Origin of the sequence: Nonomuraea turkmeniaca (genome assembly GCF_005889735.1) — a bacterium.
GTDB classification, from domain to species: Bacteria; Actinomycetota; Actinomycetes; order Streptosporangiales; family Streptosporangiaceae; genus Nonomuraea; species Nonomuraea turkmeniaca.
Genome location: NZ_VCKY01000279.1, coordinates 1 through 12959 on the forward strand (window position 1 = coordinate 1; position 12959 = coordinate 12959).

Annotated in this window: 13 protein-coding genes and 2 pseudogenes; 9 read left to right on the plus strand and 6 right to left on the minus strand. The window is 68.8% G+C overall.

All coding sequences use genetic code 11. From position 1 onward, the window contains the following. Positions 1-73: 73 nt before the first annotated feature. From ETD86_RS46855 to ETD86_RS46865, 3 genes and pseudogenes are all read right to left on the minus strand, one after another. Positions 74-343, minus strand: a pseudogene (locus ETD86_RS46855) (NAD(P)H-hydrate epimerase); the annotation flags it as partial. Between the two features lie 55 nt (positions 344-398). Beyond that, a complete protein-coding gene (locus ETD86_RS46860) occupies positions 399-749 on the minus strand; it encodes a holo-ACP synthase (protein WP_138673094.1) in 351 nt (116 codons plus the stop codon). Positions 750-762: 13 nt separating this feature from the next. Continuing rightward, positions 763-2172: an alkaline phosphatase PhoX gene (locus ETD86_RS46865; RefSeq protein ID WP_138673095.1), complete on the minus strand. Its 1410-nt coding sequence runs from the start codon at positions 2170-2172 to the stop codon at positions 763-765. Between the two features lie 174 nt (positions 2173-2346). On the opposite strand from ETD86_RS46865, the gene coaA reads away from it, so the two are divergent. The 6 genes from coaA (at position 2347) to ETD86_RS46895 (ending at position 7950) form a co-directional block, all read left to right on the plus strand. Then, complete coding sequence (coaA, locus tag ETD86_RS46870) at positions 2347-3249, plus strand: type I pantothenate kinase (RefSeq protein ID WP_138673106.1); 903 nt, start codon at positions 2347-2349, stop codon at positions 3247-3249. A gap of 348 nt (positions 3250-3597) precedes the next feature. Continuing rightward, on the plus strand, positions 3598-4524 hold the full coding sequence (locus ETD86_RS46875; RefSeq protein WP_138673096.1) for a DUF389 domain-containing protein: 927 nt from the start codon (positions 3598-3600) through the stop codon (positions 4522-4524). 40 nt (positions 4525-4564) lie between these two features. Beyond that, positions 4565-5473, plus strand: a complete 909-nt coding sequence (locus tag ETD86_RS46880; protein ID WP_138673097.1) for an ABC transporter ATP-binding protein — start codon at positions 4565-4567, stop codon at positions 5471-5473. Continuing rightward, the gene (locus ETD86_RS46885) at positions 5466-6323 is read left to right on the plus strand and encodes an ABC transporter permease (protein WP_138673098.1); all 858 of its coding nucleotides are present in this window, start codon (positions 5466-5468) and stop codon (positions 6321-6323) included. Before ETD86_RS46880 ends, ETD86_RS46885 begins: the two co-directional genes overlap by 8 nt. Further along, the gene (locus ETD86_RS46890) at positions 6320-7234 is read left to right on the plus strand and encodes an ABC transporter ATP-binding protein (protein WP_138673099.1); all 915 of its coding nucleotides are present in this window, start codon (positions 6320-6322) and stop codon (positions 7232-7234) included. The genes ETD86_RS46885 and ETD86_RS46890 overlap by 4 nt, the downstream gene beginning before the upstream one ends. Continuing rightward, positions 7234-7950 (plus strand): ABC transporter permease subunit, encoded by a 717-nt coding sequence (locus ETD86_RS46895; protein ID WP_138673100.1) that lies wholly within the window; start codon positions 7234-7236, stop codon positions 7948-7950. Before ETD86_RS46890 ends, ETD86_RS46895 begins: the two co-directional genes overlap by 1 nt. A 35-nt stretch (positions 7951-7985) precedes the next feature. On the opposite strand, the gene glmM is transcribed toward ETD86_RS46895, so the two are convergent. From glmM to rplM, 3 genes are read right to left on the minus strand one after another with little or no spacing between them, the layout of a single operon-like run. Then, positions 7986-9335 carry a phosphoglucosamine mutase gene (gene glmM, locus ETD86_RS46900; protein WP_138673101.1) on the minus strand — a complete coding sequence of 450 codons (1350 nt, stop codon included), beginning with the start codon at positions 9333-9335 and terminating at the stop codon, positions 7986-7988. A 1-nt stretch (position 9336) separates the two neighbouring features. After that, complete coding sequence (rpsI, locus tag ETD86_RS46905) at positions 9337-9858, minus strand: 30S ribosomal protein S9 (RefSeq protein WP_138673102.1); 522 nt, start codon at positions 9856-9858, stop codon at positions 9337-9339. Positions 9859-9884: 26 nt separating this feature from the next. Continuing rightward, positions 9885-10328, minus strand: coding sequence for a 50S ribosomal protein L13 (gene rplM / locus ETD86_RS46910; protein ID WP_138673103.1), 444 nt, complete (start codon positions 10326-10328; stop codon positions 9885-9887). A gap of 387 nt (positions 10329-10715) precedes the next feature. Here rplM and ETD86_RS46915 point away from each other — a divergent pair, with 387 nt between their 5' ends. The 3 genes and pseudogenes from ETD86_RS46915 to ETD86_RS46925 all read left to right on the plus strand — a co-directional run. Next, positions 10716-11405 carry a CAP domain-containing protein gene (locus ETD86_RS46915; protein ID WP_170223655.1) on the plus strand — a complete coding sequence of 230 codons (690 nt, stop codon included), beginning with the start codon at positions 10716-10718 and terminating at the stop codon, positions 11403-11405. 210 nt (positions 11406-11615) lie between these two features. Further along, on the plus strand, positions 11616-12536 hold the full coding sequence (locus ETD86_RS46920; RefSeq protein ID WP_138673105.1) for a hypothetical protein: 921 nt from the start codon (positions 11616-11618) through the stop codon (positions 12534-12536). 100 nt (positions 12537-12636) lie between these two features. After that, a pseudogene (locus ETD86_RS46925) lies at positions 12637-12959 on the plus strand (hypothetical protein); the annotation flags it as partial.

Here is a 12959-nt window from a genome sequence, read left to right on the forward strand (position 1 = left end):
TCAATCGACTCCTTCATCGTGTCGAAGACGTCGTTCATGGTCGGCCCTCCTGAGTGATGGCGGTGGCGAGGTCACCGCGGAGTGCGGCGACGGCCCGTGCCAGGATGGCGCCCACCCACGCTCCACGCCTGGCCAGTCGCTCCCCGGCGTAGAGCGCGTCGCCGCCGTTGTCACCGCTGCCGACCAGGAGCACGACACGTTTTCCGTACACGCTGCCGAGGAGGTCGGCACAGACGGCGGCGAGCCCGGCGGCGGCCCGCTGCATGAGCGTGCCCGGCGGCAGCTTCGCCATGAGCACGTGCTCGGCGGCCCGGATCTGGTCGGCGGTGTAGGCGGTCTTCATGGCCTCACTCCGTTCGGCTGCTCGGTCGCCATATGCCGTCGCGCATGATCCGAAGCTATCCCTCCGCGATCACATAGGCCACGGCCACGCCCGCGTCGTGGCTGAGCGAGATATGCCAGCGCTTGACCCCGAGGTCATAGGCGACCTCGGCGACCCTGCCGGTGACGTGCAGCTCCGGTTTGCCCAGCTCGTCGCAGCGCACCTCCGCCTCCAGGTGCCCCAGTCCCTTGGGCGCGCCGAGCGCCTTGGCGACGGCTTCCTTGGCGGCGAACCTGGCGGCCAGCGAGTGCACCGGAAGCGGCCGCTCGACCTCGGTGAACAGCCGCTCGCGCAGCTGCGGCGTGCGCTCGAGCGCCGCCTCGAAGCGGGCGATGTCCACGACGTCCACGCCGATACCCAGGATCACCGTCCTAGGTTACTCAGAACAGCCCGCGCTCCCACGGGCCCCAGATCGCGATGGACCTGCCCTGTTTGGCCTGGACGTTGACGTACAGGGTGTGGCCGCCGGGCCCGAACGTGGAGCCCGCGAACTCGGCGCCGGGGTCGTCGGGGATCGGCGCCAGGCGGCAGAAGTCGAAGATCCTCCCCGACCTGGTGAGCCCGCGCAGGTAGTTGTCGCCCTCGCCGTCCTCGCACAACACCAGCGTGCCGCGCCTGCTGACCGTCACGTTGTCGGGCAGGTCGAGCGCCGACGAGCGCGGCGACTCGTAGACGAGCTTGAGCCGGCCGCTCCACGTCTCGTACGCCCACACCTGCCCCCGGCCCTTGCCGAACCCGGACGGCGGCGGGTCGGCGGGATCGGTCTCCCCACCCTGCGTGGAGACGAAGTAAATGGTCCCCTGATGAAAGACCGCGCCCTCCAGCCTGGAGAAGATCGCCGCCCCCTCGGCCCGGCCCTGCCGGCCGACGGCCTGCACGACCTCGTCGTTGGACGGCTTGCCGCGGAAGTCGGGGTCGGGGTCGTCGATGTCCACCCACACGGTGGGGTACGCGGCGCCGGGGTCCTGCCCCAGGGACAGGTCCTTGCGCTTGGCGTCCTTGACGGCGAGCATCTGCAGCCGGCCGCCGTCGAGCAGTTTCCCGGCCATCACCGGGTGCTTCGGCGGCAGGTACCGGTAGAACCCGGAGGGGAAGTCGAAATTGTCCTCGGTCAGGTAGATCGCGCCCGACGACGGGTCGAACGCCGCCGACTCGTGCGGGAAACGCCCCGCCGACCTGATCGGCCGGGCCGTGGCCGTGCGGCCGACCGGAACCTCGAAGATGTAGCCGTGCTTCTTGGTGAGCCTGGCGTTGTCGCCACCGGAGAAGTCGTCGGCCACGTCGGGGCCGTTGACCGTCTCCTCACAGGTCACCCACGCCCGCCAGGCCATGGGGCCGCCCGAGCAGTTCATCATCGTGCCGTTCAACGACGGCGCGCTCTTGATCACCTCGCCGTAGCGGGTCACGCGTAGCGTCGACGTGCCGCCGCCGGCCATCGGGTCGTAGGCCTTGTCCTTGTCGCCGAACGCGCCGACGGGACCGTTGACCTCGTGGTTGCGGATCAGGATCGCGCTGTCGCCGGGACCGGAGAACGCCGCCATGCCGTCGTGCCGCCCCGGCACGGTGGACCCGTCGCTGAACTTCTCACCCGCGGCGCTGAAGGACCGGTACTTGAACCCCTCGGGCAGGTGCAGCCGTACCTTGCCGTCACGCAGGTCGGGTACGGGACGGAGCGGCCCGTAGCCGCCGGGCGCCGCCTGGGCGCCACCCTGGGCCCCGGCGCAGGCGACCCCCGCGAAGGGGCCGGCGATGCCGGCGACCACATTGGCGATGAAGCGTCGACGGTCCACACCGGGAGACAGTAGCCGCCCTCCAACCCTTGCATAACGATTTCGCCAAGACCCTTCGTCGTTCCCCGAACTCTGTCTCGGTAATCCCACGTCTTTATCCACAGCTTGTGGACACACCCACCCGCAGGCCGGTTTGCCGTCGATCGCTACGCTGCCTAGGTGAATAACGGCTACGTGGAACTGAGCAGGGAGCAGTGGAGCGAGCTCCGCAAGAACACGCCCTTGACTCTCACCGCCGAAGAGCTAGAAGAGCTGCGCGGCGTCGACGACCCCATCGACCTCAACGAAGTCACCGACATCTATCTCCCGCTGACCCGGCTGCTCAACCTGCACTTCACCGGATCCAAGCAACGCAGCAGCGTGCTGAGCGCGTTCCTCGGGCATCCCGAGGAGCGTGTCCCCTACATCCTGGGCCTGGCGGGCAGCGTCGCGGTGGGCAAGTCCACGACGGCGCGGCTCTTGCACACCCTGCTGGCCCGCTGGCCCGAGCATCCGCACGTGGAGCTGATCACGACCGACAGCTTCCTCTACCCGAACGCGGTGCTGGAGGCCAAGGGGATCATGCATCGCAAGGGCTTCCCTGAGAGCTACGACCGGCGGGCGCTGGTCAGGTTCGTGGCGGAGGTGAAGGCGGGGTCGGCGGAGACGCAGGCGCCGGTGTACAGCCACCTCGAGTACGACATCGTCCCCGGCGCCACCCAGACCGTGAAAAGTCCCGACATCCTGATCATCGAGGGCCTCAACGTCCTCCAGCCCGCCCCGCCCACCTCCCTCGCCGTCAACGACTACTTCGACTTCTCCATCTACGTCGACGCCAAGGTCGAGGACATTCGCACCTGGTACGTCGAACGGTTCCACAAGCTCCGCCGGACCGCCTTCGAGGACCCGAAGTCGTACTTCCGGTACATCGCGGATATGTCCTACGACGAGGCCACCACCTTCGCGGTCAACGTCTGGCGGGACATCAACGAGCGCAACCTGGTCGAGAACATCGCCCCCACGCGCGGCCGCGCCGACCTCGTGCTGAAGAAGGGCGCCGACCACTCGGTGCGGCGGGTACGCCTTCGCCGGACCTGAACGCCTCCTCGAAGAGGTAACGCGCGAACCTGCCCCAGCACTCCTGGTCGTCGACGCCGGCGAACCAGCACTCCTCCGCGTCCATGGCCTCACCCGATGAGGCAGGCTCGATCGCCATACGCCACCACCCTCCCCCGCTCTGGTCGCTCCGCTCCCGCCGCTCCCCGCTCATGGCCTCACTCCGTGAGGCGGGCTCGGTCGCCATACGCCGCCGCCAGGCGACGGCACTCCCTCGCCAGGCGGCGGCGCTCCCTCGCCGTGCTTGTGACACCTGTACCGGATCATGTGAGGCAGCCTCGTGTACGCGTATCAAAACGCCGTCAACGTTGGATGGACGACAATGGGCGCGTGCTACATCTGCGACTGATCAGCCCGGCCGCCCGGACCGATGAGGTGACGGCGGTGTTGCAGAACAGCCCCGGCGTCACCAACATCGTCGTCCTGCCCGGCGCCGCCCGCCAGCCGCGGGGTGACGTGGTCCTGTGCGACGCGGCCAGGGAGTCGGCCAACGAGGTGATCGGCCGGCTCGGCTGGCTGCAGGACGAGGGCTCCATCGCCGCCGAGCAGGTCGACCTCTCGCTGTCCAAGGTCGCGACCGACGCGGTCGAGGAGGCGCCGGGCGCCCCCGACGACGCGGTGATCTGGGAGGAGCTGGCGCAGCGGGTGTCGGCGGACGCCCGCATCACGTGGGCATACCTCGCCTTCCTAGCCATCGCCACCCAGCTCGCGGGCATCGCGGTGCTGCAGAACTCGCTCGTCCTGATCATGGGCGCGATGGTGCTCGGCCCGGAGTTCGGCCCGGTCGCGGCCATCTGCTTCGGTTTGCTCCGTGGTAAGTGGCGTCTGATCACCACCGCCTTCAAGACGCTGGTCGTCGGGTTCGCGGTGGCCATTGCCATCACCTTCGCCTGCGCTCTCGTCTCCGCCTGGCTCGGCTGGATCGACATCCACAACCTCGACACGAACCCCGAGATGGAATTCATCGTCAAGCTCGACAAGTGGTCGTTCATCGTGGCGCTGCTGGCCGGCACAGCCGGGGTCCTGTCGATCACGGCGGGCAAGTCGTCGGCCCTCATCGGCGTCTTCATCTCGGTGACCACAGTCCCGGCCGCCGGCCACATAGCGGTGGCGCTGGCGCTGGGCGCTTGGCACGAGGTCGCGCCCTCGGTCTCGCAGCTCGCGGTCAACATCCTGGGCATGGTGATCTCGGGCACCGTGACACTCGTGGTCCAGCACAAATTCTGGCCTCAAGTAGGACGACGTTCATCCGTATGACCGAGGCGACGAGCCTGACCGCCCAGGTAGGGTCCGGCACATGCACATCCTCGCCACCGAGGGGCTGACCAAACGTTTCCCCACCGTCACCGCGGTCGACCAGCTCTCGGTCACCGTGGGACCCGGGGTGACCGGACTGGTAGGGGCGAACGGCGCGGGGAAGTCGACGCTGATCAAGATCCTGCTCGGCCTGCTGCCGCCCACCGGCGGCGCGGCCCGCGTGCTCGATCTGGACGTCACTTCCCAGGGCGCCGAAATCCGCAGGCTCGTCGGCTACATGCCGGAGCACGAATGCCTGCCGCCCGACGTCTCCGCCACCGAGTTAGTCGTCCACCTCGCACAGATGTCCGGGCTACCACGCACCGCCGCCCGCGAACGCGCCGCCGACGTGCTGCGCCACGTCGGCCTGGCCGAAGAGCGCTACCGCCCCATCGGGGGCTACTCCACGGGCATGAAGCAGCGTGTCAAGCTGGCTCAGGCCCTGGTGCACGACCCCAGGCTGATCTTCCTCGACGAGCCGACCAATGGCCTCGACCCGCGTGGCCGCGACGAGATGCTCATGTTGATCAAGCGCATCGGCACCGAGTTCGGCATCAGCGTGCTGGTCACCTCGCACCTGCTGGGCGAGTTGGAACGCATCTGCGACCACGTGATCGTCATCGACGCCGGGCGGCTCCTGCGCTCCTCGGCCATCGGCGAGTTCACGCAGGCCACGCAGACCGTCACGGTCGAGGTCGACGAGGGCACGGAGCCGCTGGCCGCCCGCCTGGCGGAGCGCGGGCAGACGGTCTCGCAGCAGGGCCGCATGCTGGTGGTCAAGGTGCTGGGACCCGAGACGTACGACATGATCAGGGACGCCACCGCCGACCTGGACCTCTGCCTGATCCGCCTGGAGCAGGGACGTCACCGCATCGAGGACGTCTTCAGAGAGGAGGTCGCGGGTGTCTGAGATCTACGACATCGGATACCGCCACTACGACGGCCCCAGGCTCGGACCCGGCTACTCGACCAGGGCGCTGACCCTGCACAGTCTGCGTGGCGTCTTCGGGCTCGGCCGTCCGGCCCGCAGCAAGATCATACCGTTCGCCCTGTTCGTCATCATGCTGCTGCCTGCCGTGGTGAACATCGCCATGATGGCCCTGGCACAGCAGCGCGGCATCGCGTACAGCGGGTTCGCGGTCGTCATGCAGGCCGTGGTGGCGATCTTCCTGGCCTCACAGGCCCCCGCCGTCGTCGCGCCCGACCTGCGGTACCGTGTGTTGCCGCTGTACCTGTCGCGTCCCGTCTCGATCGTCGAGTACGTCAGCGCCAAGGTGGCCGCGATGACCGTGGCGCTGTTCCTGCTCGTCGCGGTGCCCCTCACGCTGGTCTACGTCGGCGAGCTCGTCGTGGACATGCCCGGCCCGCCGGCCACCGGCGAATACGCCGGCGCCCTCCTCATGGCGCTGGTGCTGGCGGTGCTGCTGTCGGTGTTCGGGCTGGCGCTGGCCTCCTTCACGCCGCGGCGCGGGCTCGGCGTGGCCTCGGTGATCGTCGTCTACCTGCTGTCGTCGGCGTCGGTGCCGATGGTCTACGGCATATTCGCCGAGTCCGGAAACGAGTCGGCCGCCTCCTGGGCGTGGCTGCTGAACCCGTTCTGGCTGGTGGACTCCGTGCAATCCTGGCTGTTCAACACCCCGCCGCACTCCATCGAGGGCACCTACCCCAACGGCCCCGCCTCGGCGGTGATCCTGGTGGTGCTGATCGGCATCGGCCTGGCCGCGCTGGCGCTGCGCTACAGGAAGGCGGCCGCACGATGAAGATCGAGCTCTCGCAGGTGTCCCGCTGGTACGGCAACGTGGTGGCGGTCAACGACGTCACGATGACGATCGGCCCCGGCGTCACCGGGCTGCTCGGCCCCAACGGCGCCGGCAAGTCGACGCTCCTGCACATGATGGCCGGCTTCCTGTCGCCGTCAGGCGGCACGGTGACGCTGGAGGGCGCCAAAGTCTGGAAGAACCACCATATTTACCGAAATATCGGTCTGGTCCCTGAACGGGAGGGTGTGTATGGCTTCCTGACGGGCTGGCAGTTCGTGCTCTCGGCCGCCAAGCTCCACGGCCTGCCCGACCCGATCGAGGCCGCCCGCAAGGCCCTGGCCACGGTCGAGATGGAGGAGCCGAAGGACCGCCGCGTGGAGACGTACTCGAAGGGCATGCGTCAGCGCGTCAAGGTGGCCGCGGCGCTCGTCCACGACCCGCCGGTGCTCCTGCTCGACGAGCCGTTCAACGGCATGGACCCGCGCCAGCGCCTGCACCTGATGGACCTGATCCGCGCCATGGGCACGGCCGGCAAGACCATCCTGTTCAGCTCCCACATCCTGGAGGAGGTCGAACGGGTCGCCCAGCACATCGAGGTGCTGGTGGCCGGGCGGCACGCGGCGTCGGGCAACTTCCGCGAGATCAGGCGGCTGATGACCGACCGGCCGCACCTGTTCATGATCCGCTCGAGCGACGACAGGAAACTCGCCGCCGCCCTCATCCGCGACCACTCGGCCGGCGGCATCACGCTCCGCCCCGACGGCCTCGAGGTCCAGGCCACCGAGTTCCGCCGCTTCGCCCGGCTCCTGCCCAAGCTCGCCCAGGCGGAAGGTGTACGCCTGCACCAGGTCTCCCCTGCGGACGAGGACCTGGAGAGCGTCTTCTCCTACCTGATCAACCGGAGCACCTGATGAATACCGTGGTCGCGGGCATCACTTACCGCGCTCTGCTGGGCCGTCGCCGGATCATCCTGCTCCTGCTGTTGCCCCTGGCGCTCATCGGCCTGGCCGTACTGTTCCTCCTCGTCGGCGAGGCCGACCAGGACACGGCCGTGGAGCTCATGTCCAAATTCGCCATCGGCACCATGCTGCCGCTGCTCGGTGTGATCGCGGGCACCGGGGTCATCGCCCCGGAGATCGACGACGGCACCATCATCCACCTGATGTCCAAGCCGATCTCCCGCCCGCTGATCATCCAGACGAAGTTCCTGGTCGCGGCCTCGCTGATGGCGGTGTTCGGCGCCGTGCCCACGTACTTCACGGCCTGGCTCCTGATCGGCAACGAGGACGGCATCGCCGCGGGCTTCGCGCTGGGCGCCCTGGTGGCCGGCATCGCCTACGCCGCCGTCTTCCTGCTGCTGGGCGTCGTCACCCGGCACGCGGTCACGATCGGCGTCATCTACGCCCTGGTGTGGGAGAGCGTGGTGGGCGGCTTCATCCCCGGTGCGCGCAAGTTCTCGATCCAGCACTGGGCCACGACGATCGCCGACCAGATCTCCGCCTCGCCGTTCCTCAGGGCCGACGTCACGCTGAGCTTCGCCGTCCCGGCGCTGATCTTCGTCACCGTCGGCGGCGTCTTGTGGGCCGGCCTGCGCCTGCGCGCCTTCTCACTCACCGGCGACGAATAAAGATCGGGTACGGCACACGAACGTGCCGTACCCGATCAGGAAGTGCAGGCCTTGCGGACCACGTCCGCGAGGCGGCCCGCCACCTGCGTGGCGTGCTCCTCCGACGCGGCCTCGACCATGACGCGGATCATCGGCTCGGTGCCGCTCGGCCGGATCAGGACCCGGCCCGTCTCACCCAGCTCCGCCTCGGCCAAGGCGACGGCCTCGACGAGCTCGGGCACGGAGGCCTTGCCCTTGTCGACGTCCTTGACGTTGATCAGGATCTGCGGCAGCGGCGTCATCACCGAGGCCAGCTCCTTCAGCGGCGCGCCCGCCTTGGCCACCACGCCCAGCAGGTGGAGCGAGGTGAGCAGGCCGTCGCCGGTGGTGGCGTGGTCCAGCATGATGACGTGGCCCGACTGCTCGCCGCCCAGGTTGTAGCCGTCGGACTTCATCCGCTCGAGCACGTAACGGTCGCCCACCGCGGTCTCCACCACGGTGATGCCCGCATCGCGCATCGCCAGCTTGAACCCCAGGTTGGACATCACGGTCGCGACCACGGTGTCCTTGGCCAGCTCGCCCTCGTCGTGCATGGAGGCCGCGAGGATGGCCATGATGTGGTCGCCGTCGATGATCGCACCCGTGTGGTCGACCGCCAGGCAGCGGTCGGCGTCGCCGTCGTAGGCCAGGCCCAGGTCGGCCCCGCGCGACACGACCACCTGCTGGAGCTTGTCCAGGTGGGTGGAGCCGTGGCCGGCGTTGATGTTGAGGCCGTCAGGCCGGGCGCCGATGGCCTCGACCCGCGCGCCCGCGCGTACCAGCGCCTCGGGAGCCACCATATGGGCGGCGCCGTGAGCGCAGTCGATCACCACGCTGAGGCTGTCGAGCGAGGCGCTCATCGTGGTCAGGACGTGCGAGATGTAGCGGTCGGCCTCGCCGTACGCGTCCCGCACACGACCCACGCCGGAGCCGACGGGAAAGGTCCAGTCCTCGCCCAGCCGCCGCTCGATCTCGTCCTCGACCGCGTCGGACAGCTTGAAGCCGCCCCTGGCCAGGAACTTGATGCCGTTGTCCGGCGCCGGATTGTGCGACGCCGACAACATGACGCCGAGGTCGGCGCCGAGCGCGGCCGTGAGGTGGGCGACGGCCGGGGTGGGCAGCACGCCGAGGCGCAGCACATCCACTCCGGACGCCGCGAGGCCGGCGACCACAGCGGCCTCGAGGAACTCTCCCGAGGCACGCGGGTCCCGGCCCACGACCGCCACCGGACGGCGTCCGGTGGCGGCGAACGCGCCTGCATCGCCGAGGACGTGAGCCGCCGCCACGGACAGGTCCATGGCGAGCTGAGCCGTGAGGTCGCGACCCGCGACCCCGCGTACCCCGTCGGTGCCGAAAAGGCGCGCCAACTTAGCGCTTGCTGTACTGCGGAGCCTTGCGGGCCTTCTTGAGGCCGTACTTCTTCCGCTCCGTGGCGCGAGCGTCACGGGTGAGGAAGCCGGCCTTCTTCAGCGGCGGCCGGTTGACCTCGACGTCCAGGACCGCCAGAGCGCGGGACAGGCCCATGCGCAGCGCGCCGGCCTGGCCGGTCACGCCGCCGCCGTCGATGCGCGCGATGACGTCGAACGCCTCCTCGGCGCCGAGCACCACGAAGGGCTCGTTGACGATCTGCTGGTGGACCTTGTTCGGGAAGTAAGCGTCCAGCGAACGACCGTTGATCGTCCACTTGCCGGTGCCGGGGACGATGCGCACACGGGCGATCGCTTCCTTGCGGCGGCCGGTGCCGTACGAGTTGCCCGTCGTGACGGGCTTACGCACGGGCGCTTCGGCGCTGGCAGCGGACTCGGTGGTGTACTCGGACGGGAAGTCCTCGCCGGAGAACTCCTCCAGCTCGGCCTCGACGGCCGTCTCGACACCAGTGGGCTCAGCCACGGTTCTCCTCTAACTCTTTCGGACTACTACTGGGCGATCTGGGTGATCTGGAACGGCACCGGCTGCTGGGCCTGGTGCGGGTGCTCAGAACCCGCGTAGACCTTCAGCTTCTTCGCCATCTTCCGGCCGAGGGAATTCTTCGGCAGCATGCCCTTCACGGCCTTCTCGACGGCCTTGTCCGGCCGCTTCTCCATGAGCTCGCCATAGCTGACGGAACGCAGACCGCCCGGGTAACCCGAGTGGCGGTAGGCCTTCTTCTGCTCACGCTTGTTACCGCTCAGCGCGATCTTGTCCGCGTTGATGACGATGACGAAGTCACCGGTGTCGACGTGGTTGGCGAAGATCGGCTTGTGCTTGCCGCGGAGCAGGGTCGCGACGTGGCTGGCCAGCCGGCCCAGCACGACATCGGTCGCGTCGATGACGTACCACTGACGCTGGACGTCGGCGGGCTTCGGTGAGTACGTGCGCACGGTCGTAGCCTTCTTTATGCTCGCGTCTTCGGCGCTGTCGGATGCGACAGCTACATTTGGTCGGTCGGTGCGGGCACACGGCAGCCCGGACCTTCCGTCTCCTCGATACGGGAGATGACGCCGGACGCGCCGCGCATTGGTCGCGCTGGACCTATGCACACAACGAACGATTAGGCTACCCGCCAGAAGGCGCGCAGGTCAAAAGACCGGTAACCTCGCACGAGTCTACCCGACCGCAGAACGGTTCGATTTCGTTTCCCTGGGACCCCTTCTTTCCCAGGACCAGACATCTCTATCGTTGACCGCGGTATGTGGCAGAACTCTCACACCCGGCCAACCCAGCGGGGCGCTCGGCGCCGGAGTCAGTTGGGCGTGTTGACCTGCCTCATGGCGGCGGTTCTGTTCACCGGCGTGCTGATCGGCCGGCTGACCGACGACCCGCAGCCGGACCCGCGCATCTACCTCAACGGCACCGCCCCGCCCGCCGCCGCCACGGCCAACCCCGCGCCCACGGTGGCGAAGAAGGCGCTGCAGCAGCTGGAGAGCGTGCCGCGGGAGGTCACGACCAAGAAGATCCCGCGTGGCGCGGGCACCCCGAAACCCACCTCCAAGACGCCCAACGGCCAGATCCCCGGCTACGACTCCCCGGACGACCCCGCCCAGCTGTTCACCGGCGAGCACCCGTCCGTCGCGGTGATCCCCGGCATGGCCGCCAAGGTCGTCTCCCTCACCAACTCGGCCAGGTCCAAGCACGGCTGCGGGCCGCTCAGGGTCGAGCAGGGGCTCATGCGCTCGGCGCGTACACACTCGCTGGAGATGGCCAGGATGGGGCAGCTCACGCACAACTCCCCCGACGGCGCCTCCCCGTGGGACCGCATGGAGCGCGCCGGATACCGCTACGGCGCGGCCGAGAACATCGGCGCCGGATACGGCAGCCCCGACGAGGCGGTGCGTGGCTGGCTCGACAGCCACGACCACCGCAAGAACATCCTGGACTGCCGGCTGAAGGCCATCGGCGTCGGCGTCGCCTCCGGCCCGAACGGCCCGTGGTGGACTCAGGACTTCGGAACCCAATGACGCCCATCACGGTAATGTCGCCGCATGGCTTTTCCCGACGAACGTGAGAACGGCACGGGCAGCGCCCCCTACGGGATGGGCAGCCCGCCGCCGTGGTCCGGCATGGGAGGCGCCCCGCCGGCGAACGGTACCGGGAGCGCGCCGCAGGGGTCCGCTTTCGGAGGCGCTCCGCAAGGACCCGGCTTCGGAGGCACGCCCCAGGGAGCCGGTATGGGAGGCGGCCCGCAGGGCTCCGGCACGGGAGGGCCCCCGCAGGAGCCGCCCGCCCCCCAACAGGAGACGGCCCCAACCTCGCGCCGCTCCCGTTCCCGCTCTCGCAAGGAGCGGGCGGCCGACGACTCCGAGCAGGCCTCGCAGAGCAAGGACACCGAGAGGGCCCCGCAGAGCAGGATCGGCTGGAGCCCGTACGACGAGGGCCCGCGCTCGCGCGCCCCGCTGTGGTTCGCGATCGGCGGCGTGGTGGTGCTCGGGCTGCTCGGTGGCGGCCTGGCGGTGATGTGGAACGCCGGCGGCCCCAGCACCGCCGAGACCGCCGAGCCGCGCCGGACGTCCGCGCCGCTGGTCTCGGTCCCGCCCGGCAAGTACGGCTTCGCGGAGTCCCGTTCCATGGACCCCGAGGCGATCACGGTCAAGGAGATCTTCGGGTCGAAGAAGACGTTCACGGTCTCCGGCCGGGCGTACGAGATGACGATCACCAGCAAGGACAAGAAGTGCACCGACGGCGCCCTGGGCGACAAGCTGCAGAAGGCGCTCAAGGACGGCAAGTGCAACCAGCTCGTCCGGGCCAGCTTCCGTGACAAGTCGGGCAAGGTGATCGGCACGGTCGGCGTGGCCAACCTCACGACCGGCAAGACGGCGGGCAAGGTGGCCAAGAGCGGCGACGACAAGAATTACGTGAAGCCGCTGACAGGTAAGGACAGTGTCACCAAATTCCTCGGCTCGGGCAGCGGAGGCACCAAGATCTGGACGCACGGCCACTACGCGATCATGGTCTGGTTCCAGAACAAGGACGGCACGAAGCCCGACAAGAAGGGCTCCAAGCGGCTTTTCCAGGCCATCGACGACATCACCGGGGCCACTGTCTTCAAGGCCTTGGACAACCGTTCGGTGACCGGCAGCCCGCTGACGTAACCCGGCTTTGCATGCCTTAAGCCCCCAAACGGGATGCAGGATGCCTCTGGGTACGCCCATACCGACATAACGATCTCGCTACTCTCGCTAGGCTCGCCCTATGCGTGGTCAGGAACCCGGGTCCGAGCACGATCACAGGGAGGCCGCCGGCTCGGCCAGACCTGCGACGCCACCGCCGAGCTTCGGCCAGACCAACGGGCGAGACGTTCCACCGCCGTTCCCGCCTTCCGAGGAGGCGGACGACGGCGAGACGCTGTCCGTCGTTCCCGTACTCAAGGGACCGCCACCCCAGCTGCCCGAGCGGCCCGAGCCGGTGCGTGACGACGCGCAGCCCTGGGAGGTGCCGGGCGACGACGCCGCCCCCTACGACTGGTTCGCCGACCACACGGACACCGACCCCGCCCTCGCCAGCCCTTCCCGCAC

What these genes read in the sequence shown, in the direction of transcription:
- ETD86_RS46880 (WP_138673097.1), top strand. Translation starts at nt 4,565, where the DNA reads ATGCACATCCTCGCCACCGAGGGGCTGACCAAACGTTTCCCCACCGTC.
- ETD86_RS46890 (WP_138673099.1), top strand. Translation starts at nt 6,320, where the DNA reads ATGAAGATCGAGCTCTCGCAGGTGTCCCGCTGGTACGGCAACGTGGTG.
- ETD86_RS46895 (WP_138673100.1), top strand. Translation starts at nt 7,234, where the DNA reads ATGAATACCGTGGTCGCGGGCATCACTTACCGCGCTCTGCTGGGCCGT.
- ETD86_RS46915 (WP_170223655.1), top strand. Translation starts at nt 10,716, where the DNA reads ATGGCGGCGGTTCTGTTCACCGGCGTGCTGATCGGCCGGCTGACCGAC.
- ETD86_RS46920 (WP_138673105.1), top strand. Translation starts at nt 11,616, where the DNA reads ATGGGAGGCGGCCCGCAGGGCTCCGGCACGGGAGGGCCCCCGCAGGAG.